General features: G+C 60.5%; 24 protein-coding genes and 1 pseudogene. 12 read left to right on the top strand and 13 right to left on the bottom strand.

Annotated features, from left to right (window positions below):
- Positions 1-651 precede the first annotated feature (651 nt).
- Together ROSERS_RS03155 and ROSERS_RS03150 are read right to left on the bottom strand one after the other, a co-directional pair.
- Positions 652-2,079 (bottom strand): sensor histidine kinase, encoded by a 1,428-nt coding sequence (locus ROSERS_RS03155; RefSeq protein ID WP_011955391.1) that lies wholly within the window; start codon positions 2,077-2,079, stop codon positions 652-654.
- Positions 2,072-2,755 (bottom strand): response regulator transcription factor, encoded by a 684-nt coding sequence (locus ROSERS_RS03150; protein ID WP_011955390.1) that lies wholly within the window; start codon positions 2,753-2,755, stop codon positions 2,072-2,074. Before ROSERS_RS03150 ends, ROSERS_RS03155 begins: the two co-directional genes overlap by 8 nt.
- 165 nt (positions 2,756-2,920) lie before the next feature.
- Between ROSERS_RS03150 and ROSERS_RS03145 the strand changes: the two genes are divergently transcribed.
- The 5 genes from ROSERS_RS03145 to ROSERS_RS03125 all read left to right on the top strand — a co-directional run bounded on the left by ROSERS_RS03145 (position 2,921) and on the right by ROSERS_RS03125 (position 6,500).
- A complete protein-coding gene (locus tag ROSERS_RS03145; protein ID WP_011955389.1) occupies positions 2,921-3,673 on the top strand; it encodes a PepSY domain-containing protein in 753 nt (250 codons plus the stop codon).
- Positions 3,674-3,717: 44 nt separating this feature from the next.
- Positions 3,718-4,131, top strand: coding sequence for a hypothetical protein (locus ROSERS_RS03140; protein ID WP_041332884.1), 414 nt, complete (start codon positions 3,718-3,720; stop codon positions 4,129-4,131).
- A gap of 10 nt (positions 4,132-4,141) precedes the next feature.
- Complete coding sequence (locus ROSERS_RS03135; protein WP_011955387.1) at positions 4,142-5,092, top strand: FAD:protein FMN transferase; 951 nt, start codon at positions 4,142-4,144, stop codon at positions 5,090-5,092.
- Positions 5,085-5,924, top strand: a complete 840-nt coding sequence (locus ROSERS_RS03130; protein WP_011955386.1) for a ferric reductase-like transmembrane domain-containing protein — start codon at positions 5,085-5,087, stop codon at positions 5,922-5,924. The genes ROSERS_RS03135 and ROSERS_RS03130 overlap by 8 nt, the downstream gene beginning before the upstream one ends.
- Positions 5,925-6,002: 78 nt before the next feature.
- A complete protein-coding gene (locus tag ROSERS_RS03125; protein ID WP_157040947.1) occupies positions 6,003-6,500 on the top strand; it encodes a heme-binding domain-containing protein in 498 nt (165 codons plus the stop codon).
- Between the two features lie 61 nt (positions 6,501-6,561).
- Here ROSERS_RS03125 and ROSERS_RS03120 read toward each other — a convergent pair whose 3' ends face one another.
- Positions 6,562-8,244, bottom strand: coding sequence for an acyl--CoA ligase family protein (locus ROSERS_RS03120; RefSeq protein ID WP_011955384.1), 1,683 nt, complete (start codon positions 8,242-8,244; stop codon positions 6,562-6,564).
- Between the two features lie 538 nt (positions 8,245-8,782).
- On the opposite strand from ROSERS_RS03120, the gene ROSERS_RS03115 reads away from it, so the two are divergent.
- Positions 8,783-10,051, top strand: a complete 1,269-nt coding sequence (locus tag ROSERS_RS03115; RefSeq protein WP_011955383.1) for a hypothetical protein — start codon at positions 8,783-8,785, stop codon at positions 10,049-10,051.
- A 47-nt stretch (positions 10,052-10,098) separates the two neighbouring features.
- Here ROSERS_RS03115 and ROSERS_RS03110 read toward each other — a convergent pair whose 3' ends face one another.
- The 3 genes from ROSERS_RS03110 to ROSERS_RS03100 all read right to left on the bottom strand — a co-directional run bounded on the left by ROSERS_RS03110 (position 10,099) and on the right by ROSERS_RS03100 (position 12,763).
- Positions 10,099-11,385 carry a PAS domain S-box protein gene (locus ROSERS_RS03110; protein ID WP_011955382.1) on the bottom strand — a complete coding sequence of 429 codons (1,287 nt, stop codon included), beginning with the start codon at positions 11,383-11,385 and terminating at the stop codon, positions 10,099-10,101.
- 106 nt (positions 11,386-11,491) lie between these two features.
- Complete coding sequence (locus tag ROSERS_RS03105) at positions 11,492-11,692, bottom strand: hypothetical protein (RefSeq protein ID WP_041332879.1); 201 nt, start codon at positions 11,690-11,692, stop codon at positions 11,492-11,494.
- Positions 11,693-11,896: 204 nt separating this feature from the next.
- Positions 11,897-12,763: a class I SAM-dependent methyltransferase gene (locus tag ROSERS_RS03100; RefSeq protein WP_011955381.1), complete on the bottom strand. Its 867-nt coding sequence runs from the start codon at positions 12,761-12,763 to the stop codon at positions 11,897-11,899.
- Between the two features lie 123 nt (positions 12,764-12,886).
- Here ROSERS_RS03100 and ROSERS_RS03095 point away from each other — a divergent pair, with 123 nt between their 5' ends.
- The 4 genes from ROSERS_RS03095 (at position 12,887) to ROSERS_RS26645 (ending at position 14,645) form a co-directional block, all read left to right on the top strand.
- Entirely contained in the window at positions 12,887-13,120 is a 234-nt protein-coding gene (locus tag ROSERS_RS03095; RefSeq protein WP_011955380.1) for a hypothetical protein, read from the top strand.
- Positions 13,121-13,143: 23 nt separating this feature from the next.
- A complete protein-coding gene (rpmB, locus tag ROSERS_RS03090; RefSeq protein ID WP_011955379.1) occupies positions 13,144-13,419 on the top strand; it encodes a 50S ribosomal protein L28 in 276 nt (91 codons plus the stop codon).
- 23 nt (positions 13,420-13,442) lie between these two features.
- A complete protein-coding gene (gene rpsR / locus ROSERS_RS03085; RefSeq protein WP_041334701.1) occupies positions 13,443-13,682 on the top strand; it encodes a 30S ribosomal protein S18 in 240 nt (79 codons plus the stop codon).
- A 780-nt stretch (positions 13,683-14,462) separates the two neighbouring features.
- Positions 14,463-14,645 carry a hypothetical protein gene (locus ROSERS_RS26645; RefSeq protein ID WP_232282752.1) on the top strand — a complete coding sequence of 61 codons (183 nt, stop codon included), beginning with the start codon at positions 14,463-14,465 and terminating at the stop codon, positions 14,643-14,645.
- 700 nt (positions 14,646-15,345) lie between these two features.
- Here the strand turns inward: ROSERS_RS26645 and ROSERS_RS27280 are convergent.
- From ROSERS_RS27280 to ROSERS_RS03055, 5 genes and pseudogenes are all read right to left on the bottom strand, one after another.
- Positions 15,346-15,486: pseudogene (locus tag ROSERS_RS27280) on the bottom strand (zinc-ribbon domain-containing protein); the annotation flags it as partial.
- A gap of 265 nt (positions 15,487-15,751) precedes the next feature.
- On the bottom strand, positions 15,752-16,951 hold the full coding sequence (locus tag ROSERS_RS03070) for a hypothetical protein (RefSeq protein WP_011955375.1): 1,200 nt from the start codon (positions 16,949-16,951) through the stop codon (positions 15,752-15,754).
- A gap of 3 nt (positions 16,952-16,954) precedes the next feature.
- Entirely contained in the window at positions 16,955-18,361 is a 1,407-nt protein-coding gene (locus ROSERS_RS03065) for a c-type cytochrome (RefSeq protein ID WP_011955374.1), read from the bottom strand.
- Positions 18,362-18,674: 313 nt separating this feature from the next.
- Entirely contained in the window at positions 18,675-19,361 is a 687-nt protein-coding gene (locus ROSERS_RS03060) for a Crp/Fnr family transcriptional regulator (protein WP_011955373.1), read from the bottom strand.
- 92 nt (positions 19,362-19,453) lie between these two features.
- Positions 19,454-20,188 carry a hypothetical protein gene (locus ROSERS_RS03055; RefSeq protein ID WP_011955372.1) on the bottom strand — a complete coding sequence of 245 codons (735 nt, stop codon included), beginning with the start codon at positions 20,186-20,188 and terminating at the stop codon, positions 19,454-19,456.
- A gap of 98 nt (positions 20,189-20,286) precedes the next feature.
- On the opposite strand from ROSERS_RS03055, the gene ROSERS_RS03050 reads away from it, so the two are divergent.
- The gene (locus tag ROSERS_RS03050) at positions 20,287-20,751 is read left to right on the top strand and encodes a Fur family transcriptional regulator (RefSeq protein ID WP_011955371.1); all 465 of its coding nucleotides are present in this window, start codon (positions 20,287-20,289) and stop codon (positions 20,749-20,751) included.
- Between the two features lie 103 nt (positions 20,752-20,854).
- Here ROSERS_RS03050 and ROSERS_RS03045 read toward each other — a convergent pair whose 3' ends face one another.
- Positions 20,855-21,988: a permease gene (locus tag ROSERS_RS03045; RefSeq protein ID WP_011955370.1), complete on the bottom strand. Its 1,134-nt coding sequence runs from the start codon at positions 21,986-21,988 to the stop codon at positions 20,855-20,857.
- A gap of 252 nt (positions 21,989-22,240) precedes the next feature.
- On the opposite strand from ROSERS_RS03045, the gene ROSERS_RS03040 reads away from it, so the two are divergent.
- Positions 22,241-22,843 carry an HAS-barrel domain-containing protein gene (locus tag ROSERS_RS03040; protein ID WP_011955369.1) on the top strand — a complete coding sequence of 201 codons (603 nt, stop codon included), beginning with the start codon at positions 22,241-22,243 and terminating at the stop codon, positions 22,841-22,843.
- Positions 22,844-22,933: 90 nt separating this feature from the next.
- On the opposite strand, the gene larC is transcribed toward ROSERS_RS03040, so the two are convergent.
- Positions 22,934-24,169, bottom strand: coding sequence for a nickel pincer cofactor biosynthesis protein LarC (larC, locus tag ROSERS_RS03035; RefSeq protein WP_011955368.1), 1,236 nt, complete (start codon positions 24,167-24,169; stop codon positions 22,934-22,936).

Here is a 24,169-nt window from a genome sequence, read left to right as displayed (position 1 = left end):
TGCTTCCCTGAAGGAACCACGGATGGGTACGGATGATGGTCAATAACAGCTACTGTAGAGAAGGATAGCACTGTGCTCCCTGGGTACGCGGCGTCCCCCTCTCAGCGCCGCCCTGGGTACGCCTCACAGGGTAGATTTTTTGGCAAGCCCTTGTGTACCATTTCCCGTTTCATTCATCAGAACGCCCAAACTCCCCCTTCTCCCCTTGTGGGAGAAGGGGGTTGGGGGGATGAGGGGCATGGGTGCGCGGGCGTCCCCGCCCGCATCGCCGCGCCCAGGGTACGCGGGTGTCTCACTCGTATGCGCGTTCCCGCCGGTCAACCAGGCTACACTTCGCTGTATTATAAAGCAACCAGAAGATAACATCGCCTGCCGGATCGCCGTTCTGCGTCTTACCCCGGCAGGGTTCCGGCGACAGGGGAAGCGGCGATCTCACAGAGGTAGATTTTTTGGCAATCCCCTGCGTGCCATCTCCCGTTTCAGGCATCAGAACGCCCAAAATCCCCCTTCTCTCCTTGTGGGAGAAGGGGGTTGGGGGGATGAGGGGCAAAGGCGCATAAGCATGCAGAACATCGCTCATCTCTCCCAAAAACTCTACACTTGAGAGGAAGCGGCGATGGGGGCGCAGGAAGATCGCAGCTGTTCAGCGTCCTACCCCGGAATGTGTTCCGGCGACTCCGCTGGCTTGCGGTCGGGCGCGCGCGGAAGGGAGATCACGACGGTTGTACCGACACCCACCGTGCTTTCTACGGCGATACGTCCCCCCATTGCTTCTACCAACCCCTTTGCGATTGAGAGACCCAGCCCGGCGTTGCCGTTCTCCCGTCCGCGCGCCGGGTCTGCCCGGTAGAACCGATCAAAGATGTGCGGCAGGTGTTCCGGCGCAATTCCGCTGCCGGTGTCGGCGACGGTGATCTGAACCATGCGATCTGCCGGCGTTGCCGCAAGGGTGATCCGCCCGCCGGATGGCGTATGGCGCAAGGCATTGTCGAGTGCGATCAACACGACCTGCTGCAGGCGTTCGGCGTCCGCCTGCATCAGACCGCCGACATCCGCCAGTTCGACCGCCACGCCGCGCTGTTCCCCCAGACGCGCCGCCTGACGCTGAATACTGGCGAGTAAGGCGGTCAGATCGACGGTTTCCTTCGTCAACGTCAGTTGTCCGCTGTCGAGGCGGGTGAGGGTCAGCAGATCGTCAACCAGGCGGCGCATGTGGTCACTCTCCGCCAGCACATCGTGCAACAACGCGCGTTGATCGCTCTCGTCGGGCGGCAGATCGCGCAGCGCAACTTCGGCGCTGGCGCGAATGAGGGTGAGTGGAGCGCGCAGTTCGTGACTCGCGCTGGCGATGAAGCGTTGCTGTCGCTCCCACGCTTCCTGCGCCGGGCGCAACGCCCGCCCCGCCAGCCACCAACTCGTCGCGCCAACCAGCGCCATGCTGAATGTTCCCAGCGTAATCAGCCCGACAAACAACTGGTTCAACACCTGATCCTGATCGCTCAGTTCACGCACCAGTTGCAGCGCCGCCGGTCCGTCGGATCGGGTCAGGCGATAGGTCAGCAGCCGCGCCCGACGTCCATCGTCCAGCGTGATCGTGCGCAGGTCGCTGCCCTTCGCCAGCGCCGTCTGGAAGGCTTCCTGATCAGGATTCAGCGGCAGATCGAGGTTATTGGGGTTAAACAACAATCGCCCCGATGCGTCCAGCGGCAGGACGGCAATAGCTGCCAGTTCCGCTGCATCGACCGGGGTCGTCAGCGAGCGTGGACGCTCGTCGTCCTCTTCGTATGCTGTCTCCTCACGCTCTCGCCGTTCTCTCGTCGGTTCAGGCGGAACAAATGGGATCGCAACCACCTCACGCCGGATGATCGACCAGTCGCGATCGGCATGCTCCAGATCGGGCGGCAGCGGCGCGCCAAGCGCATGAAATTCGTGCGCCATTTTGTGCCGGAGCGCCAGATCGGTCACGTTGCTGAAGTAGCGCGCCACCAGCAGGTAAGCGCCGCTGCCGATCAGCAGCACAAACACGAGCGCTGCCAGCGCATAGAGCAATGTCAGGCGCAGTCGTAATCCGCTAAACACGGCTTGCCTCCAACCGATACCCCACGCCACGGACGGTTACAATCGGGTCGCGCTCGCCCGACGCATTCAGTTTGCGGCGCAGATAGGCAATGTACACATCGACCATCTGCGGTTGCACATCGTGATCGTAAGACCAGACATGGTCGAGAATCTGCTGGCGGGAAAGCGCCTGACCTGCGTTGCGCATCAGATATTCGAGCAGATTCCACTCGGTCGGCGTCAGGTCGAGCGGTCGCGTGCCACGCCGCGCGGTGTGATGGCGCAGATCGAGCACCAGATCGCCGACCCGCAGTTCGTTGCTGTCGTCGGGTTGGAGCGAGAAACGGCGCCCCAGCGCGCGCACCCGCGCCAGCAATTCTTCAAATGCGAACGGCTTCACCAGGTAGTCGTCGGCGCCGCTGTCGAAGCCGACGATCTTATCTTCGACCTGACCGCGCGCTGTAAGCAGGAGCAGCGCCGTGGGCAGGCGCGCCGCGCGCACAGCGCGACAGATCGAAGGACCGTCGCGTTCCGGCAGCATCCAGTCAATAATCGCCACCTGGTACACGCCGCGCAGCGCATACTCCAGCCCGGTATCGCCATCGTGCACCATATCGACCTGATAGTGCTCGTCGCGCAGCACCCGCGCAATCAGTCGCGCCAGACGTTGATCATCTTCTATCAGGAGAACTTTCATCGCAGCACCTCAACGGCATGCAGCATAGCGCAGAAAGATTGGAAAACGATTGGAATATTTGCCGGTGGTTTCCAAGATTCTTCCAATCAGGCAGCGGTATAACACCATCAGGACAGTACGACGTCGTTCAGCGCAAACGAGCATCATGCATCAGGAGGACAGAACATGAAACAGCATACGCTTTTGGGAATTGCTGCGGCATTGACCGCGTTTGTTCTGGTGGTGATCGGCGCACTCGTCGGGCAGATGTCACAGACCGGCGCGCCGGTCGCTGCCGATACGGTCATTGTACCAACCGAAGCGCCGGTCAGCGCACCGGTTGCACTCGATCCCACCGTGGAAGCGCTGATCCGCGAGCGTGAGGCGGCGTACCAGCAGGCGCTGGCAGAAGCGAACCGGCGGCTGGCGGAAGCGAACCGACACCTGGAAGCGGCGAATCGCCAGATCGCGCAACAGACGAACCAGCAGCAATCTGCGCCAGCGCAGCCGACATATCCGATCTCGACGGAACAGGCGCAGACCATTGCGTTGAGCCTGGCAAACGGGGCAACGCTGACAAAGCCGGCGGAACTGGTGAGGTACCAGGGGACGCCAGCATACGAAGTGATCTTTGATCGGGGCGCGGTGTACGTCGATGCGCAGAGTGGAGCGGTGATCGCCAGTACGCTGACGCAGCCGCAACCGGCGACAACGCAGCAGGGCATCACCGCCGACCAGGCGGCTCAGATCGCCATTGCCTATCGTGGAGGTGGACAGATTAAAAAGGTTAAGTTCGAGCGCGAACGTGGCATTGACGTGTACGAGGTGAAGTTCACCGATGGCGCAGAAGTCTACGTCGCCGCTTCGGATGGCGCGGTTGTCTACGCCCGCCTGGACAAGGCAAAGAAGGAAGACGACGACCACAAGGATGACGATTGATGAGCACTGGATCAGGCGCCTTCAGAAGACGACAGGAGCAAACCATGGCACAACGCAGCATTCCGTCACGCACCCCGGCGCAGGCGATCAAAGCGTTCATCAGCACGGCAGCAGTGGCTGCCACGCTGAGCGGGTGGGCGCTGCTGGCAGCCCAGAACCGGGCGGCTGCCCTCCAGAGCGATCCGTTGTTGAGCACTCTGCCGGTGGAAACGGCGCAACCAACGATCACTGCGCCGCCGCCCGCCTGGTTGATGGCGCCGCCGCCCATCCCGACGCTGCAACCGCTGATCGCGGTTGTGCAACCGCCAGCGCCGCCGGCGCCTGAAGCGGTCGTCATCAACCCGGCGCCGCCGGTGAGTGCCAATGCTCCGGCGCTGCGCGACGTCAGTGCGCCGGTGACGGTCAGCCAGCCGGTGCAACGCCCGGTTCCGGTGGTTACAACCCGCTCATCACGGTAAGGAGTTCACCATGCAGTCGATCACCTTCCGCGCCATGGGATGTCAGATGCACGCCTTTCTCGACAGTGAGACGGATGACGCAACCGCCCTGATCCAATCCGTCCCCCGCTGGTTCGCCGAATGGGAGCGCATCCTGAGTCGCTTCCGCACCGACAGCGAGTTGTCGGCGCTCAACCGGCAGGCAGGCAAAGGTTGGGTGCGCGTCAGTCCGACGCTGTGGGAAGTGGTGAACGATGCGCTGGTTGCCGCGCGCATGAGCGATGGTCTGGTCACTCCGACCGTACTCCCGGTCATGGAAATGGTCGGATACGACCGCGACTTTGCGCAGGTGAAGAATGGCGAGTTGGTCGCTGCTCCAGTTGCCGCCCCGCCCCCCGGCGACTGGCGCGCCATTCGCCTCGATCCCGGACGACGCGCCGTGATGCTGCCGCCGGGGATGCGTCTCGATCTGGGGGGCATTGCCAAGGGGTGGGCGGCTGAGCGGGCGGCGCGACAACTGGCGCGGTACGGACCGGCGCTCGTCGACGCTGGCGGCGATATTGCGGTGCGCGGCGCGCGCGTCGGCGGCGAACCGTGGATGGTTGGGGTTGACGATCCGTTGCATCCCGGCGAACATCTCGCCATCCTGCTGCTGAGCAGTGGCGGCGTTGCGACGTCGGGACGCGATCTGCGGCGCTGGCGCCAGGGAGATGTCGAGCGCCACCATATCATCGACCCGCGTACCGGCGCACCAGCGCAGACCGATATTCTTGCCGCAACCGTGGTTGCGCCCTCACTGCACGAAGCGGAAGTCGCCGCGAAAGTGGTCATGATCCTGGGGCGCCTGGCGGGAATGCAGTGGTTGAACGCCCGCCCGTGGCTCGCCGGTCTTCTCGTAACCGAAACGAATGACATCCTGCACACAGCGACGCTCGACCGGTATCGCTGGCGCGAGCGAGTTCTGGAGGTTTCACATGAGTGACGAAAAAGCGGCTCGTCTGGCTGCCATCCGCGCTGCCAATGCGTCCAGGCGCGCGGCAACCGACAGCGATGGAGCGGTTGCCGCGCCGACCGAATCAGAAATGCCGACTGCTGCGCGCAAACAAGCGCCAGCAGGATCGCAACCCGGAGATGAAGCATTTGAGGACATGCCACCGGCGATGGCGTTGCGGACCCTGATCGGCATGCTGCTGGCAGTGGCGCTGGGTGCAGGTGTAGCGGTTTTCGCACTGCCTGCCTGGTTGCCCGGTCTGAGTCAATCGCTGCTGGGGGCGGAACCGAAAGCGTACTGGTATCTTTCGCGTAGCAGCGCGTTTGTTGCATACATCCTGCTGTGGCTCTCGATGGTGTTCGGCTTGTTGATGACAAACAAACTGGCGCGTATCTGGCCCGGCGGTCCCACCGCATTCGATCTGCACCAGCACGCCAGTTTACTCGGTCTTGCGTTCGCCCTGTTCCACGCACTGATCCTGCTTGGCGACCGCTACATCCAGGCGACGCTGTTCCAGGTGCTCGTGCCGTTCCAGTACAGCGGTTATGAGCCGCTATGGGTGGGGCTGGGTCAGGCAGCGTTCTACGGTCTGGCGATTGTCGGGTTGAGTTTCTATGTCAAAGATCGCATCGGACGGCGCGCCTGGCGGCTGATCCATTTTCTCAGTTTCGCCATCTTTGTGCTGGCGCTGATGCACGGCATCTGGAGCGGGAGCGATAGCGCGACCGATCTGGCGCGTGCGGTCTACTGGGGAAGCGGCGGCAGCGTGCTGTTTCTGACCATCTACCGCGTCCTGGTGGCGAGGGTGAAGATGGAACGTTGAGGATTGCAGGAAGGGTGTGTGCGCCGAAGCGTTGCGAAGCGCCCGCATTCATACTCACAGAATGAAAGGATCACGCATATGACAGCATACACACAGCAAAGCAAGGCAACCCGCGCAGGCAGCGCGCGACGGATCGCTGCCATGGTTCTGGGAGGCTTTATAGGGGTGCTGCTGATCATCCAGTTCATTCCGTATGGCCGCGACCATACGAATCCGCCGGTGATTGCAGAACCGGCGTGGGACAGTCCGCAGACACGCACGCTCTTCTTCCGCGCCTGCGCCGACTGTCACAGCAACGAAACGAGGTGGCCCTGGTACAGCACTATCGCGCCTGCTTCGTGGCTGATCACCCGTGATGTCATGGAAGGACGCGCAGAATTCAATGTTTCGGAGTGGGGGCGACCGGACAACGAAGGCGACGATGCCGCCAAAACCGTACAGAACGGCGAAATGCCGCCCTGGTTCTACCTGCCGCTCCATCCCGAAGCCAGTCTGTCACCCGCCGAGCGGCAGCAGTTGATCAACGGTTTGCTGGCCACCTTCGGCGGCAACCTGGAACGCGGAGACGACGATTGAGGCGCAGCGTGAATACATAGAACCTTATCGCTGTGCCGCTACGGTGAAATGACATGAACGCTCAATGGATCCGCTTCTCGTAGCCCGCCCACTCCTTTTCGCGCAGGACGAACTTCTGGATCTTACCGGTCGATGTTTTGGGCAGACTCTCGACGAATTCGACGAACTTCGGGCATTTGAAATGCGCCAGCCGCTCGCGGCAGAAGGCGATGATCTCGTCGGCGGTCATCTGTGCGCCGGGCTTGAGGATGATGAATGCCTTGGGCGTTTCGCCCCATCGAATATCAGGCACGCCGATGACCGTCGCCTCCAGCACCAGCGGATGCTGATAGAGCACACGCTCGATTTCGATGGTCGAGATGTTTTCGCCGCCGCTGATGATGATGTCCTTCTTGCGGTCGCGCAGTTCGATATAACCGTCCGGGTGCATCACCCCCAGATCGCCGCTGTGGAACCACCCGCCGCGAAACGCCTGTCTGGTGGCTTCTTCGTCGCGGTAGTAGCCCTTCATCACATTGTTGCCGCGCATCACCACCTCCCCCAGCGTAGCGCCATCCGCCGGGACATCGCGCATCTCTTCGTCCACTACACGAAGTTCCGGCGCGTGCAGGTAACCGACGCCCTGGCGCGCTTTGAGGCGGGCGCGTTCTTCGAGCGACAACCCATCCCATTCGCGCTTCCACTCGCAGACCGTATGCGGTCCGTAGGTTTCGGTCAGCCCATATACGTGAATGATCGTCGCCCCCAGTTCTTCCATCCGCTGAATAATTGCCGGCGGCGGCGGGGCTGCCGCTGTCACGACGGTCAACCGGCGGGCAAAACGAAACCCCGGCGGGCATTCCATCGCCAGCGTGATCAGCACCGTCGGCGCGCCGCAGAAGTGGCTGACCTGCTCTGCCTCGATCAGGGACAGAACGCGGGCAGCCTCCACTTTCGGCAGGCAGACGTGCGTGGCGCCGATGCCGGTCACCGCCCAGGGGAAACACCAGCCGTTGCAGTGGAACATCGGCAGCGTCCACAGGTAGGTGCTGTCGGGGCGCAGACCAACCTCGATGATTTCTCCCAGCGCATTCAGATACGCCCCGCGATGGGTGTAGATCACACCTTTGGGGCGACCGGTCGTACCGCTGGTGTAGTTGATGCTGATGGGATGATCCTCGTCGTCTACCGGATACACAGAAGGTTCGGGGCTGGAGTCGCTCAAGAACTCCTCGTAATCAACACTGCCCGGCAGTGTGCTGGCGTCGGTCGGGCTGCCAGCGTGTCGGCGCGACACATCCGCGACGACGATCACCTCCAGCGCGTTGAGTTGCGTCCGGATCGGAGCGATGAGCGGCGTGAGTTCGGCATCCACAATCAGCGCTCTGGCGCCTGAGTGATCCAGAATATAAGCGATCTCATCGGACGTCAGGCGCACGTTGATCGGAACAAGGATCGCGCCGATCTGCGGAACGCCGAAATGCGCCTCAAGCATTTCGGACGCATTCCGGCACAGGATTGCAACCCGGTCGCCCGGTTCGACGCCCTGCCGACGCAGTGCGTTCGCCAGCCGATAGACCCGCGCGCCAAACGCGGCATACGTCAGTCGCCGATCACCATCCACGATACCCGTCTTCTCCGGAAAGACGCGCAGGGTACGCTCCAGGAACATCAACGGCGAGAGTATCGAGCGGTGAACGGGGAGACCGGTCCACCGCTCGTCCGACCACAACAATTGGAAGCGATCATCGGCATGCGGTTTCATGTTCTTTTCCTCCAGGGTGTCATCTCATCAAACCAATGTTGCGAAATGCTGCGATCATCTCCGTGGCGGGCGGATGGACGGCTTATTCCGGCACTATTCGGCGCACCCACAGACGTTGCGCTCCAATAGAGTCCACTGCAAAAAGGGTTGTCACCGCAGCGGCACAGCGTTCGCAGCGGACGATGCCAGAGCGAGTCGCTCCAACGCGTCACGCTTCGCCGTGCATACTCTTGTTTCTGAAGTTCTCTGCGCGCCCGGCGTCTCGGCGGTGCGTTTTTGCAGTGACGTCATTGTTGCGTATCGGCGAGAGACCGAAGGACTGTTTTCTGCCGTCTGCGTTCGCTTGCGAATTTGAAGAATTGTAGCACGGGAATGGAGCAAACCGCTTATCTCTCCCAGGAACTCTACCCCTGAGAGGAGCAAGGATGTCCCGCCATGGTGAGGACAGGATGCCCTCGCTCCCACAGGTGTGGTAAGATGTGGTCGGCCTGGTGCGCGTGTGCCTCCTGCCGCTTCATCGAACAAAAGGGAGACGAATGTGAAACATCTCCGGCAAGCGACTCTCCTTATTGCGCTGGTTGTTCTGACCGCCTGCACCGGACCTTCTGCCGCCGTGCCGACCGCCGCGCCGCCGACAGGTGCGCCAACCGCTGCACCGCTGACTGCCCCTGCCACCGCGTCCCCCGCCGAAGCGACCCCTGCGCCGCAACCGGCGCCAACGGCGCCGCAACCAACTGCTGGCATCCTGCCTGCGCCGCTCTACGTCCTTGCTGGCGGACAGATTGTGCGCATCGAGCGTGACGGGGTGACGCGCAAACAGATTACCGACGAACCGCCGCCTGCCCCCGACGCGCTGGCGATTGTGTGGTTCGATGTATCGCCGGTGGATGGAACGATCGTCTATGTCGTTCAGGGCGTTGGAGCGCCGCCCTTGCTGGTGCGCACCGCAGCCGACGGCAGCAATCGCACCGTTCTGAGCGACAACCTGTACATCACCTCGCCGCTTATCTCCCCTGATGGCACAACGATCGCAGTGGGCGTTTCCGAAGACTATGAGCGCCCTGGATCACAAACCCCTGGTATCTATGCACTGCCAATCGCTGGCGGCGCACCGCGCCTGATCCTGGCAGACATTCCGGCAACCGATCCCACGACAGAGGGAGGCGACGGACGAGGATTCACAGCGGTTGCCTGGTCGCCGGACGGCACGAAACTGCTGGCGAACGCTTACTCGCTCTCGGTTGAACTGTGTGAACTGGCAATCGTCGATGTGGCGAGCGGCGACCAGGTCTACCTGGGTGATCGCGCCGCAAACCTGAAATCTGCCTGCACCCCTGCCGCCTGGTCGCCGGATGGCAGGACCGTCTTGTTCAACACCGGCGATCCAGCATTGGCGCTTCCCGACCCCGGTATCTGGCGCTACGATGTTTCCGGTGGAAGCATCAGCAGCCTGCCGGTTGAACCGGACAACGCCATCATCTATGCACCGCACATTGCAGGCGACACACTGTACGCATTCGTTGCGTCTACTGATGGAACCAATCCCGTCTACTCACCTGCCGCTCCGGAGCCGGCACTCTCCTACACACTGAGCAGCGTTCCGCTGACCGGCGGAACCTGGACGGCGCTGCGGAACGATACGCACAGTCTGTTCAACGCACTCTGGGCGCCTGACGGCTCAGGGGTCGTTGTATTCGGGGGCGATGATCCGACCAAAACACAAGTGCTCTGGCTCGCCAGCGACGGATCACCGGCGGTCGAACTGTACACTGGAACGGATCTCTACGCGGCTCGCTGGGCGCCGTAGCGCCTTGACTGGAAAATATCCCCAGTGCGGCGCATCTGGCGCGCGTGCTACAACTGCTGCCGCTGCGCCAGCGCATACGCAATGCCCTGTTGCAGACTGCGCAGCGCGATCATGTCCTGCATTTCGGCGCCGATGTGCACCAGTGTCTGCGCGACCTCGGCGCTGATACCGCTGAGCACAACCCGTGCGCCCAGCATCCGCGCCGCCTGCGCTGCCCGGATCAGCGCGCCGGCGACCTGCGTATCGACCACTCTGACGCCCGTAATATCGAGGATGGCAATATCGGCGCTATGGGTCGCAATGCCTTCGAGCAGTGTTTCCATAATCTGCTGCGCGCGGCGGCTATCGATCGTGCCGATGATCGGCATCACCACCACCCCTTCGGCGATCGGCATCAGCGGGGTGCTCAGTTCGCGCAGCGCCAGCTGTTGCGCTTCGATCACTTCCTGTTGCAGCGCACGTTCACGAATGGCTTCCTCCGCGCGTCGTCGCAGCGTGATGTCGGTGAACGACACCATACCGTACATAATGTGCCCCTCCGCATTGCGAATCGGTGCGCCGTGGATCTCAATCAGTATCCGACCATCTGGGCGCTCGATCTCCATATCATCGACCGATGAGGTCTCCCCGTGTAACGCGCGCACCAGCGGCATGCGCTCTGTGGGGTAGAGTTGATCGGTTCCGGCGACAAAAGCGCGGTAAACCTCGGCGAGTTGACCGGTGGTGGCATCGGGCATGATACCCTTGCCGAGTATCTCAATCGCGCTGCGGTTGGCGTAGAAGGGGCGACCGTCCGGCTCAACGACGAAGACCCCGACCGGCAGCGCATCGAGAAAACGGAGCAGGCGTTGCTCACTGTCGCGCAGCGTTGCTTCGACCCTGCGACTCTCGCTCATGTCGCGCATAATAGTCGAGTAGTGGGTGACTGCTCCGGCAGCATTTTTGTGCGCAATGATAACCTGTGAGACCGGAATCTCCTGACCCTGCGGGCCGAGCACTGCCGTCTCGCCGCTCCAGACCCCGTCGCGGGCAGCCTGCGGCAATCCCTGGTTGAGGATCAGATCGGCCGCCCAGGCGGGATGAAACCGGGGAATAGGACTCTCACCCGACAGATTATCCGCTCCGCCAAGGAGACGCTGACCGGCCGGATTGATGAAGATCACCCGCCCTTCGCTGTCGGCAGTGCTGATCACGTCCGGTGTATATTCAATGATCGCCTTCAGTCGTTCGGTGACTTCATCTTCCTGCCGACGCTGCGCCAGCAATGCTTCGAGTTCGGCAACGCGATGGCGCAGATGTTCCAGTTCGTCGGCAGGATCATTCGCTGATGACATATGGGGTGCTCCTGATCGCTGTCGTTGAGCCTGTTTGGGTACTGACGCAAGTTTAAGCGATCCCGGCAAAAATGCAACCTCCTGTCTGCTACAGGGGATTGGTTTGCTACCGCGTATCAGTCCGGCTCCGCACATCGAGCGCAAACAGACGCACGCTGATCGGAGCGCCAGCGCGCGCAGGATCGGGGGTGGCAGGCGCATACCACGTCAGGACGTGCTGACCGGGAGGGAGCAGGAGGTGCAGTGAGCGCGCCAGTATGCGTCCAGAGGGAATATCGAACGTGCCCAGAGACGTGCCATCGAGCACCCAGGTGAGTGGTCGTGGATGGGCATATGCTCCCAGCCAGCATATGAGAGGATCACGCCGAGGAACGAGTAGACCGCCAGGGCGATCAGGTGGAAACGTATCCTGGTCATCGAAGTGCGCTGTGCATCCACAGGCGTGCCGGAACGAGGCGGATCGCCCGGTCGATGCCGGGGTCCGCCGGAGGCGTCACAGTCCGAGGGAACCTCACCCATCGCAGCGCTTCCGCAACGCCAGCATCACATAGAGCGGATCTGACCGGTCGAACCGTTCTTCAAGCGGATGGACCAGCCATGCCAGCAGCAGATCCTTCAGCACAAAACGCCGCCAGAACCTGGTGAGACGGGTTTCGTGATACCTTCCGTTGAGGATGCTGCGTCCAAACGCGCGTCGCTCGACGACATCGGCATGGGCCGGTTCGATATACGTTCGTTGAATATCGTCATCGGTGTAGAAGCGGAAGAACGACCCCGGTTTTCCTTCCTGCACGAACGCATTCCGGGCAACCTGTCGGAACGGTCGAATGCCAGCAAAGAACGAACGCCGTTCACAGCTGGTGAACGGCAACGTCAGCGCGACGATGCCGCCTGGAGCGAGCACGCGCCCGATTTCGCGCCCGGCTGCGACATCGTCGGGAATGTGTTCGAGCGTCGAGACCGCACTGATAAATGGCGCCGATCCATCACGGAACGGTAGTCGGGTAGCATCCGCCACGACCGGCAGCAGGTCGCCGTCGCCGGGGCGTGCCGTTGCGCGCCGTTTATCGCGCTGCCAGCGCACACGACGCGCTTCAAGCTCGACGATGACAACATTCACGCCCTCTTTTGCCAGCATATGCGGGAACGATGAGGTACCGGAGCCAATGTCGATCACCGTATCGCCGCGCCTCACGCCCAGCACCCGCGTCGCCCAGGGGTACTCGATCAGGCGCCAGAGACTGAAATCGTTGACCGTTTCCCACAGGATGCGCAGCCCGTTTAGCGCAACCTCATACCGCAAACAACGCCACGCCGATAAACTGATCGGCGCGCGGCGCACTGATGATTGTTCGACAGCAGACCCGGCAGTGACCATAACACCTATTCCTTTATACAGGGCGCTCAAGTATACCATACATCGCCTTGACAGCAATGCGATCGTCGTGTACCATCCACCATTGATTAAAACTATCAATGTTACACGGGGAGTATGCCGATCATGGCGGAGAAGAAATCGAAAACCGACGTTACTGCCCGCGATAAGACGGGTCGAGTGACCAACCGGTACTGCAACCATTGCGGGCAGCGGATTATGAATGACCGCGAGATGGTTGTGATCATGGACGGTCGGCGGCGAAACAAGACGTACTACCGACGCGACTGCTTCAACCGCCTGTTGAGCGCGGATCGTGAACTGGGGCTGGATGGTTCGCAGACCTGCCCTTTGCGCTGATATGCCTGTTGAGGGGGAACCATATGGCGAGGTGTGATCTTACCGGCAAGAAAGTTGCCTTCGGGCGCAACATTCGCCACAAAGCATCCGGTGGATGGGCGCGCCGCGCCCCCAAAACCAACCGCACTTTCCGACCGAATGTCCACCGACACACGATATACGTGCCGGAGATCGGGCGCAGTATCACGCTCAATCTTTCGACGAAGGCGCTGCGGACGATCAACAAGAAAGGGTTGATCGCCGCCGTGCGCGATCAGGGGCTGTCGGTCAAGGCATTTCTCAAGGAGCATCTTCGATGACGTATCAGGACGGATCTCGCCGTATGCGCGGACGGGGAGGACGCAAAAAAGTCTGTGAATTTTCGCGTCTCGGCATCTTGCCGGACTACAAAGACCCGGAGCGGCTCAAACGTTTTCTTGGTCCGACAGGAAAGATCCTTCCGCGTCGTCGTACCGGTCTGAGCGCAAAAATGCAGCGCAAACTGACCATTGCTATCAAACGAGCGCGGCACATGGCGCTTTTGCCATTCGTCGAGCGTAGTATCACTGACCGGCGGCGTTGAACAGCGGAAGGTAGACCGAAATTTATTTCGGTCATCGCGTGGGGCGCGCAATTCCCAGGAGCGTTCAACCTTGCCCATCAGGTTCAACTGCGGAAGGGAGACCGAAATTATGGTCTTTGAGTAAATAATCCGCTCCAGCCCGCGCAGGCGGGCTTCGCCCTGGCTAGCCGAGGGCTTCAGCCCCACGGCTAGCGCGGTAGAGCGGAATAAATTCTCAATCTCCATTATTTCGGTCATCGCGTGGGGCGCGCAATTCCCAGGAGCGTTCAACCTTGCCCATCAGGTTCAACCTTTGTGAGAACTGCTATAATCCGCAATCTTTATCAACCTCACGGCTCGAACGTTCGGCATACCGGATGAGCCGCCGGGCTACCGCGCAAATACCGGTTGCTCTGTGATTTCGGTCATCCCGTGTCGTTGTCACCACGCGGGTGACAACAACAGTTGCGCATCTCCACGTTTATGCCGACAGTCAGGCGACGTTGTTTCCCCGCTCTCTGTCCCTCGACCCTGTACGCTACTTTCCAAATCAACAGAAGTCGCCCAACCTTGATTGACACGTGCGTATCGTTCTGTATACTGGAGATGACAGACGCAGGCGCGCCGGATGAGCATGCCAGGTGGAAAGGAGCCAGAGTGATGTCGCATACGGTTCACGAACCACATCCTCTATGTCCACAGCGAGCATTGCGGGCACATTCGCGTTCTTCACGACAGGCACGTGGATTATCTGCACGATGGACATCTGCGCTACCGCATGAGGGGCACTATGATGAGCATGTGATTGCAGTCAGCGCCGATAACCCCGATATCTGCGCCCCCATTGCATGTCAGTGCGGACATGATGGATGCGAACATCCACTTGTTCCACACGGCGATCACTACGACTATCTGGTAGATGGACGTTTGCACCACCCCCACGATGATCACTGCGATGACCATGGTCCGGTGACTGTGGTGTAGGTGAATGTCAGCAGCGAAGGAGTGAGAGCCAGACCTGAGGGTGTGGAAGCCCTGATGCTGCGCATTCAGGTGCGGGTAAGAGCACGCCCCGTCTCCCCCTTCCTTACACGAGCAGGTTCTCTGACAAGCCCCTGCGTGCTATCTCCCGTTTCAGGCATCAGGACGCCCAGAGTCCCCCTTCTCCCCTTGTGGGAGAAGGGGGCAGGGGGGATGAGGGGCAAAAGCGTCCCCGAATGCAGAACATCACTCAACACCACACGTCTCGCCGCGATCATCGCAGATCGAACGTTCGCGCGCGAGGACCACGATCACTCGCCTCGACAGTGACTGAGATCTGATCGCCCTCCTGGAGCGACCGCCGCACCTGGCTGAAGAGCGATCCGTGGACATACACATCGAACTGCGGATTATCGACGCGCGCAAAGAGGAACCGCCCTGCCGGGTCGATACGCACAATCGTGGCATTGACCGGACCGGATGGGAGCGGACCGGTGTACGGCTCCCGGTCGCGCCGGGACCGTTCGCCTGACCATCCACGCGACTCACCGCGTGGTCGATCATATGAGCGCGACCAGTCATCAGAACGCCGTGGACGGGATGCGCTGCTCGCCTCGATAGCTTCGTCGGTGATGCTGCCATTCCCCGATACATCGTGGGGGCAGACACGCCCACCGGTAATATCGGTCAGACTTCGCCCTTCCTTCCGCGCCCGACGCCCGGCAGGGCAACGGGTCGGTTCGTTCGTAAAGCCTTTCTGTGCATAAAACTCCTGCTCGCCCGCCGTGAACACGAACTCGCCGCCGCAATCCTTACAGGGAATGTGCTTGTCCTTGAAACTCATAGATGGGTGTCCTTACTGTCTCCTTGTTGACCTGATAATCCCGGATGCGGTCGCCCTCCTGGAAGACGAGCGAGGTGAGGTTCGGTGCGCCTGCCATCAACCTGTCCGCGATGAGTGGATAACCGATGCCGGGGTGCAAATGATCTCGTCTATCATTTGCAGTCTCTATCATACCCGATTGAGGAAACACATGTCAAGGAAAACGTCAGAATATTGATGCAGCGCACCCATCGCTGGCGCGCTGCATCGGCGCATCAGAACGCAGCTACTTGAGGAAGAAGGTGGTATACAGCCCAACCAGGATGAAGAAGGCGAACCACGCGCCCAGCATACCGGTGGCAATTGAACCAAACCGTTCCACACGCGGCGACACGCTGCCATCGCGCTTTGTCCCGCCTGATTGATACAATACCAGCGCCAGGTATGTGACGACGGCAACGCCAATGATGGTGGTTACGCCAAAGATCAGAATCGATCCCCAATCCATGATATAGGGATACTCAGATACGCGATACCCGAACCGTTCCAGAGAGACGGCGCGAATGGCTTCCCGCACAACGCCAACCGTTATCAGCGACACGAACCAGACCAGCAGGGTGCGCGGCGCCTGCCGCATGGGTTGCTTCAGGAAGAAGAAATAGCCGGTCAGCGCCAGACCGAGAGTCGTCAGCGCAACTCCGAGCGGTATGCCGATGCCGAACTCGACACCTTCCGTCGCTGCCCACAGCAGTCCCGCCAGGGCATACAGCGGACTGACGACCAGACCAATCAATCGTCCCCGCCCGGCGACCCACTGCATGAAGGGTGCATCCTCTTCGATGCGCCGGAAATACCATGCGAACAGGGTGAGCGTCACTGCCAGGCTCAAGCCCGCCTGCAACGGCAGGAGAAACGTCAGGCGCGGGATATTCCAGGAATGGAACTCAATTCCGCGCGTGTCGATGACACCGTTCGGCGCATACCATTCCATCCAGCGCTCAGGGCGGATCGACACCGACGCCAGGACGTGCATCACCCACCCGGCGAAAAAGAGCAGCACAAACGACGCCACTGCCGACCAGAGCAGTTTCCCGTCGGCGCTCCCTTTGAGATAAAACAGATACGCCAGACTGTAGCCGCCCATCACTACAAAGATGAAACTCACCGACCAGAAACCGGTCAGGGTATTGCTGGCATACCAGATCGGGTCATAGATCGTCTGCACGAAGAGCAGCGGCGCAATTCCCGTCACAATACCGAGACCAACCGCGTTGGGCGTCAGCCGCGCCGCGATGCGCGCCAGCCGCAGGCGATGGTCGGTCGGGCGCAGGAAGCAGGTGATCGAGCAGGCGCTCGACCCCAGCGCCAGGGTGACAAAGAAGATGTGCAAGACCCACGTCACCACCAGCAATACCTGCAATGCAGGCGGATAAAACGGCGCCCCCAGCGGGTCGCGCATCCGTTCGAGCATATCGCCGATGTCCATGCTTCACCTCCTGGCTTGCGCCTGTGGTTGTGGCGCATGCTGTTGTTGAATGAAGTATTCCAGATACAGCGCCATTGCCGCCCGCTCTTCAGGTGTACCGACGAACGGGTGCATGTAGGGGAAGGCGCCAATGCCCTTCAGGTATGTCTCGATTTTCGGCGCGGTCGTCATCTTGCGCCGCTCCAGCAACTGCGCCAGTGAACGCAGCGCCAGGCGCTGATCAAAAACGGTGATCGCCGTCTGATTGCTCACATTGTGGCATGCCGCGCACTGCTGAATGACCAGGACCCGCCCCATCGCAACCTGATGGTTGGGAAAACCGGCGGGCGCTCCAACCGAAATCATCTCTGGACGCGGCAGGAATGGCAGTGAACCGAGCATGCCGGTCTCGTTCAACTGTTGCTCCTCACGCTGGACGCCACGCGCAGGAATGTCGTTGAAGACCAGTTGATTCGAGGACATATAGCCGGCAATAATATCCGGCTTGCGAATGACCTCACGGGTGCGTTCCGCGCCAAAAATGGCGGCAAACAGCACCAGCATCGCTCCCAACGCAATGATCTGATGCTGACGACGCGGCATCGCCAGCGCAAACAGCAACCCCAGAAACGTCGCAATCAGGCCGCCAATAATGATCGTAAATGTAACAGGAGGGATAGCCGGAGAGCGCAGAATAGTCTTTGCGTGATCCGGCAGCGCGGGGTAGTACCAGAAGAACCAGATGCCAAGAGCAACAACCAGCCCGCCAAGCCCCATCACTGCCGCTATACGAATGATCCGCTCACGTGCGAAATACCCCTTCGGCAAGCCCGTGACGATCAGCAGCGCCCAGGCTGCAGTGATGGTGAACATCAGGGCAAACCGCATGAACAGTTGCGGCCAGAAGGTGGGATTGAAGAAACCGTTCAGACTCTCACCAGTCGTAAACCAGAGACCTGGCGTCAACTTGAACGACAGAATGCCGACGATGATCGCCAGGGTGCCGGTGCCTCCCAACGCCAGTATCCACGCCAGCCGCAGGTGCGTGCGCGGGCTGACCCGCTCGAAGGTGTAGTAGTAGGCGATAATCCCCACGACATCGATCAGGAACATGTACCATTCCGAACCCCAGTAGAGCACAAAGTTGTGGATGAGGGTAGAGATGCCGCGCGGGTTGGCAGCGGTTGTCGTTTGCCAGATCCCCACGCCTGCCATAGCGCCGAAGACATAGGCAAACACCAGCAACCCCAGGGCGCTCCGTTTGAGGTAGACGTACAGTTCCGGGCGATTCTCGTACACTGCGCGCCGTTCCAGGTACAGGTTGAACCATGCTGCCGCAACCGTCAGGTGCGAGGCAAGGACGTGGAAGGCGGACACGATAGCGACGAACATCGCCGAATGAATGAAGAGACCTTCCCATACCGGATACATAGGCGCTCCTCGTGATTGTTCAGCGGCGATACATCGTGATACACTTCACGATCATTTGCAATAATAATCACAAAGTACCCGACTGTCGTTGCGCTGGCGCAAGTTTGCGAGGGGATCAGGGGAGGTCGTTGCACAGCGGCAACCACCCGTCTTCACCACGAGCGTGGTCTGCTATGCAAGTCGATTCCATTGTAAAAAACGCACCACAGAAGCGCAGCGAACGCAGAGCGATTGATGGAAAACGCCGTGCTCCTGACGTCTTTGCCGTGGCACGACCTTTTTATGGGAGACTCAACAGTGCAACGGCGCGATATTACGACTCGGAAGGCGTCTCCGCCCGTGTGAGCAATTGCTGGCGATCGGTCACAACCACGCACCCGCGCCGACTCTTCACCAGACCCTGCTGTTGCCAGAGATGGAGCAAGCGATTGACGGTGTAGTGACTCACGCCGATAAGATCGGCGAGATCGCGCTGCATAAGCGGTATCTTCACCTGCCCCGGCGCGCCGGTCGGCGCTCCATACTGGTCGGCGAGGCGGATCAGCGTGTGCGCCAGACGTTGCTCCACATGCTCGGTCGCCAGTTCAAGAAATTGCTGCTGAAGATGATCGCGATACTCGGAGAGCAGGCGCAAACTGTTGCTCTGGAGCATCGGGTAGAGGTCGATCAAACGATGGAGGTCGCGCGCCCGCCAGGCGAGCAACCGGCATGGCGAAATCGCCTGCGCTGCAAGGGTGTACATCCCTTCCGGCAGAACCGCGCTGATCCCGACTACGTCCGACGGACCGGACAGGCGAATGACACTCTGTCGTCCATCAACAGCGAGTTTGTAGAGACGTACCCATCCGTTTTGCACCGCGTACAGCGTCTCCGCCGGAGTATGTTCCTCGAACAGGATTGCGCCGCGTCGCGCGTGAGATACACGCGCATATGCAGCAATATCATCGAGCGCCTGCGGATCGAGACCTTCGAAGAGCCGGTAGCGTTCAAGCATGTGCATAGATTGTCCTTTTGAGGGTGACTGCAGCAGACGTGTCTCACGTCTCCCGCCGGTTACGCTGACTGACGGAGAAGAAGTGCAGGAGTGTCGCGTCACAGAGTAGATGACGCCAACAGGTGCAAGGCTACACCCGGAAAGGGCAAACCGCTGCGCGGTGGAGGGGTCAGGGGCGGCAGAGGTTGATAACGGGGGCGTTCTTGAACAACCGAAGTTGCGCTGATAGGAAGCAGCACATGCTCAATCAGCAGCAATGTCGCCAGCACGATCGGGTGCACAATCTCCGGCAGGTGGTTGCTCGATGGCGCTGGGGTATCGGAATTCAACGTCCGTTCGCCAAAATCGCAGACGAACAGCGGCAATGGCTGTATCATCAGTTGCTGCACCCACGGCATCACCTGGCAGTGAAGAATACATACCGCCGGGGCATGCAATGTGACACACCACACGAGGAACAGCACCAGCGCGCGCAGCACCACGCGCCGTGCTGTGTGTATTGGTGGATGACGAAGAAGAATCAGAGCCATCGGGCGATCGGACGAATACCGGTTTCTGTTCTCAATCTTCATTATGACTTCGCTGCAAAAACGCACCGCCGAGACGCCGGGCGCGCAGAGAACTTCAAAAACGAAAGGTACGTGCGGCGAAGCATGATGCGTTGGAACGACTCGCTCTGGCATCTTCCTCTGCGAACGCTGCACCGCTGCGGTGATATGCCCTTTTTGCAGTGGACTCCATACATGCGTCGACCCGGACGAATCGCGCGCTTCATCGATAAAGGCGACAACCGGACACACCGCTATGATAGTAGACTGTGAAAGAAAGCGCAAATCAATCGCCCTTCATTTTGCGAGACGCTATCAGTCAATACCCGGCATATGGTACAATGGGAAGGGAAACGCTGCTCTGGAGTGAGAAGGGCGATGCAATGAGTCGTTTTCTTGACGAACGCAGACACACGCTGCCGCCCGCAGTGACAACCCTCGCTGAACAACTTGCCGCCGCCGGGTACAAAGTCACCCAACCGCGCCTCGCAGTGCTCAAAGCGATTACATCGCTGCCTGGCGCCTTCAGCGTTCAGGAAGTCGAGCAGTGGCTGATCGAACGTGATGAGTCGCCGGGAATCGCCAGTATCTTTCGCACTATCCGGCTCCTCTGCGACCTTGGCATGCTCCAGCGCATCCATGGTCTGGACGAGTGCCATCGGTACTGTCTGGGTGGCGGGCACAGCCATCATCTGGTATGCACACAGTGCGGCGTTATTGAGCGCTTCGACAACTGTGGCTTGCAAGGAGTTATTTCCGGGCTTGAACAGTCCACCGGCTATCGCATCACCAGCCATGTGGTCGAACTGTTTGGTCTGTGCCCACAGTGTCAGTCGATCACAGCCTGAACCGGCGCGACATACCACGCGCACACCCGGCAACCGCCTGCAGCATGGCTCTAAAGTTGCGCAGCGGCTGGAGTGCTGCTTATCCAGCGAAGCGCAGAACAGTTTATGATCCGAACATCCAGTTGAGCAACAGTCCCAGCAGTATCACATACGCTGCATACCAGAGCACAACCTTGATGGCGTTGATGCGACCAAGCAACCGGTCGAGCATCGCCCATTCCGGGATCGATGAGACCGTGGTTGCCATCATTGCCGCTATCAATGTCCCAATCGGCACGATCTGGTGGAGCGCCACCAGGATCGGTCCCGTTGATGCAGCATTGATGTCGAGCGGCAATCCCAGCAGCGTAGCCGCGATCGGACCCCACCATACGGCGCCAGCCTGCTTGAGGTACTCGACCAGAGTGAGATTGAAATTGACCAGAATGCCCGCCAGCAATCCGCTGAACAGCACGACGCCGAATAATCGTTTGAACAGTGTCCAAGCCTCACGATGCGCACGGGTCAGGATGCTTTCTCTGACACACCCGCAACTGGCATGGTCGGGCAGGTGGTGTTGCACAAACCGCGCCGGATCGAGTCCCAGCAACGGCGCCAGATACGCCGTCGCCAGCGCCGCAGCGATCCCTGCCAGAACGTAGATGAGTGCGCCGGTCGGACCGACGATAACGAACATGAAAATGATCGCAAATTCATTCAACGCCGGGCTGGCAAATAAAAAGGCGGACGAAGCGCGCTGACTGGCGCCGCCGGCAACAAGCCCGACATACAGGTTCGTCACCGTGCACGAGCAGACCGGGGTCACCATCCCCATCAGCGTCCCGCCAGCCGCGCCGATCAGGTCGTTGCGCCCGATGGTGCGCTCGATCCACGTTGTGCTGATGCGCAGGCGGAGCAGCGCCATGCCATACGTGGTCAGAAACAGGATGATCGGCAGTTTGAACCATTCGTAGATCGTGTACGATGCAGTATATTTCACGTCGATCGGTCCGAACGGAGTGGGCACGATCCATGCTGGCATCCATTCGGTCAGCGCTTTCCCCAATGCTTTCCCGGCCTGTGCAATCGGCGCTTCAAAGACCGGCACAATACTTTTGGCTTCGGCGCCTGCCAGCCACGCGCTCGCACTCTGGAACAGCGCCATCCCGACGATCAGCGCCAGCGCTGCAAGTGAAATGATCGGCATCACGCGCTCGAACGATCCACGCGCAGCGGTCAACGTCGGACGATTGAGCATATCCCCTCCGTAAATGATAGTAAATATCATTGTTGAAGGGAGTATACTACGGTTCCTGCATTTGTCAAGATGGGTGTGAGCGGCGGAATTTCCTTCCAGATACGTGGAAGCGCTTATTGATCGATCCGCGCATCGCCCTGCGTTGGCTGCACGTACCGCTCACGAACTGAGAAGCCCCAGGGTTGACACACGTGTGCTGAGGTCATATACTGCTCTGCGAGAGAACCTTCTTGCGAGCGAGCATTGCCGGGTATGTCACAGCGTATCGCCGAAGTGATCGAAGCAACCAGCACTGAGTTCACCGCTGGCACGTATGAACTGCTGACTGCACCGCCATTTGGCGCGCTGGTGCGCGCGCAGGCGCGCGCCAATGGGATGGCGATCTACGGTCTGGTGTACAAGATCCACACTGGAAGTCGAGATATTGGCGGGCGGGCGCTGGTGCGCGGGCGTACTTACGCCGGGCGCGAGTTATACGATGCCGAAATCTACCACGAGCATCCCGATCTGGCAGAGGTGCTTCAGACCGAGTTTTCCGCCATTATCGTCGGGTTTGTGGAAGGTGATGCAATCCGCCAATTCCTGCCGCCGCAACCGCCGCCGGTCCACTACAGCGTGTACGAGTGCGGCGCCGATGAGGTGGCGCGCTTCAATCAGGCGCTCGATTATTTCCGCACAGTGCTGTTTACGCCACACATCCCCGGCGATGAGGCCCTTGCTGCAGCTGTTCGCGCGGCAGCTCGCGCTGCCGCCGATGAACGCGCATTTCTGGTGCGTGCAGGGCGTGAGATCGCCTCGTTGCTCAAAGATGATTATGACCGCCTGACGGCGATCCTGCGCCGGTTTCGACCGTGAGTTGCGTATTCGCCTGCTCCGCTTCACGTGCCCTGTTGCCCTGCTCTAACGTCTCACAGGAACAGGTTTTTCTGAACACAGGGCAATATCTCAATGCTCCGTGACAGACGATGCGTCCTCCAACCGACCCATCACCGTCTGATACACCGTCGTCAGCGGTACGCCGCGTTCGCGCGCGATCCGGGCGCAATCTTCGTACTCCGGCGCCGCACCGATCAGTTCGCCGCGCCACCACTTTCGTTTGACACGCGCCGGTCCGAGCGGCGTGGTCACCGTGATGATGTCGCGTGCGCACACATAGCGCTCAACAGCGCGCCGCCGCACTCCGAGTGTCGTCGTTTCGCGCAGCAGGATTGTGACCATCCGATCTTCCAGGTCTGCCGGTACAAGCGCTGCGATCAGGACACCAGCGCGTCCTTTTTTCATCATGATCGGCGTGCACCAGACATCGAGCGCCCCTGCTTCGCGTAGCCGCTCTGTGACATATGCGATCTGTTCGGCTGGCTGGTCGTCGATGTTCGTCTCCAGCAGCACCGGCGACGATTCGCCTGAACCGGCGTGTTCTGCTGACGTTCGATCCTGGCGATCCTGATCAACATCTGTCTCATCATCCATGTCGCCGAGCCAGACGCGCAGCGCATTCGGACGTTCCATCCGGCGCGCGCCAAAGCCGTATCCAACTGCCCGCAGGCGCATGGGTGGGCGACGGAAGGTTGCCAGCGCTGCCAGGATCGCCGCACCGGTCGGCGTCGTCAGTTCAAATGGGGTCTCATCGGCGGTCACCGGCGCTCCGACGGACGCCAGCAGCGCCAGCGTGGCCGGTGCGGGAACCGGGATGGGACCATGCGCGCTGCGGACCCATCCGGCGCCGGGCGGAATCGGTGACGCGAAGACCTGTTCAACGCCGAGGAGATCGAGACCCGCAACCACGCCGACAATATCGACAATTGCATCGAGTGCGCCGACCTCGTGGAAATGGACCTGATCGACGGTCGTCCCGTGGACGCGCGCCTCTGCCTCGGCGAGAAGGGTGAAGATGCGGATACTCCGCTCAACGACTGCCGATGGCAGGGGTGCGCCGGCGATCAGGGCGCGAATGTCGGTGAGGGTGCGGTGATGATGATCCTCTGGAGCAACGACGTGGGCGCGTGTGCCGGCGAGCGGACCGCGCACCTCGCGCGAGGCGTGCAATTCCCATCCGCCAACGCCGAGCCGTTGCAGCATCGCTCGCAGGTCATCGAGCGACACCCCGGCGTCGATCAGCGCGCCGAGCGCCATATCACCGCTGACGCCGGAAAAACAGTCGAAATAGATAACACGCGGCAT

The sequence above is a fragment of the Roseiflexus sp. RS-1 genome, assembly GCF_000016665.1.
In the GTDB taxonomy this organism is placed as follows: Bacteria; Chloroflexota; Chloroflexia; order Chloroflexales; family Roseiflexaceae; genus Roseiflexus.
The sequence above is the reverse complement of the archived record's forward strand: the minus strand, read 5'-3'. Positions and strand labels throughout refer to the sequence as shown.

What these genes read in the sequence shown, in the direction of transcription:
- ROSERS_RS03130 (WP_011955386.1), top strand. Translation starts at nt 5,085, where the DNA reads ATGAGTGACGAAAAAGCGGCTCGTCTGGCTGCCATCCGCGCTGCCAAT.
- ROSERS_RS03040 (WP_011955369.1), top strand. Translation starts at nt 22,241, where the DNA reads ATGTCACAGCGTATCGCCGAAGTGATCGAAGCAACCAGCACTGAGTTC.
- ROSERS_RS03145 (WP_011955389.1), top strand. Translation starts at nt 2,921, where the DNA reads ATGAAACAGCATACGCTTTTGGGAATTGCTGCGGCATTGACCGCGTTT.
- ROSERS_RS03045 (WP_011955370.1), bottom strand. Translation starts at nt 21,988, where the DNA reads ATGCTCAATCGTCCGACGTTGACCGCTGCGCGTGGATCGTTCGAGCGC.
- ROSERS_RS03070 (WP_011955375.1), bottom strand. Translation starts at nt 16,951, where the DNA reads ATGGACATCGGCGATATGCTCGAACGGATGCGCGACCCGCTGGGGGCG.
- ROSERS_RS03150 (WP_011955390.1), bottom strand. Translation starts at nt 2,755, where the DNA reads ATGAAAGTTCTCCTGATAGAAGATGATCAACGTCTGGCGCGACTGATT.
- ROSERS_RS03100 (WP_011955381.1), bottom strand. Translation starts at nt 12,763, where the DNA reads ATGGTCACTGCCGGGTCTGCTGTCGAACAATCATCAGTGCGCCGCGCG.
- ROSERS_RS03050 (WP_011955371.1), top strand. Translation starts at nt 20,287, where the DNA reads ATGAGTCGTTTTCTTGACGAACGCAGACACACGCTGCCGCCCGCAGTG.
- ROSERS_RS03125 (WP_157040947.1), top strand. Translation starts at nt 6,003, where the DNA reads ATGACAGCATACACACAGCAAAGCAAGGCAACCCGCGCAGGCAGCGCG.
- ROSERS_RS03110 (WP_011955382.1), bottom strand. Translation starts at nt 11,385, where the DNA reads ATGTCATCAGCGAATGATCCTGCCGACGAACTGGAACATCTGCGCCAT.
- ROSERS_RS03095 (WP_011955380.1), top strand. Translation starts at nt 12,887, where the DNA reads ATGGCGGAGAAGAAATCGAAAACCGACGTTACTGCCCGCGATAAGACG.
- rpsR (WP_041334701.1), top strand. Translation starts at nt 13,443, where the DNA reads ATGCGCGGACGGGGAGGACGCAAAAAAGTCTGTGAATTTTCGCGTCTC.
- rpmB (WP_011955379.1), top strand. Translation starts at nt 13,144, where the DNA reads ATGGCGAGGTGTGATCTTACCGGCAAGAAAGTTGCCTTCGGGCGCAAC.
- ROSERS_RS03065 (WP_011955374.1), bottom strand. Translation starts at nt 18,361, where the DNA reads ATGTATCCGGTATGGGAAGGTCTCTTCATTCATTCGGCGATGTTCGTC.
- ROSERS_RS03120 (WP_011955384.1), bottom strand. Translation starts at nt 8,244, where the DNA reads ATGAAACCGCATGCCGATGATCGCTTCCAATTGTTGTGGTCGGACGAG.
- ROSERS_RS03135 (WP_011955387.1), top strand. Translation starts at nt 4,142, where the DNA reads ATGCAGTCGATCACCTTCCGCGCCATGGGATGTCAGATGCACGCCTTT.
- larC (WP_011955368.1), bottom strand. Translation starts at nt 24,169, where the DNA reads ATGCCGCGTGTTATCTATTTCGACTGTTTTTCCGGCGTCAGCGGTGAT.
- ROSERS_RS03060 (WP_011955373.1), bottom strand. Translation starts at nt 19,361, where the DNA reads ATGCACATGCTTGAACGCTACCGGCTCTTCGAAGGTCTCGATCCGCAG.
- ROSERS_RS03140 (WP_041332884.1), top strand. Translation starts at nt 3,718, where the DNA reads ATGGCACAACGCAGCATTCCGTCACGCACCCCGGCGCAGGCGATCAAA.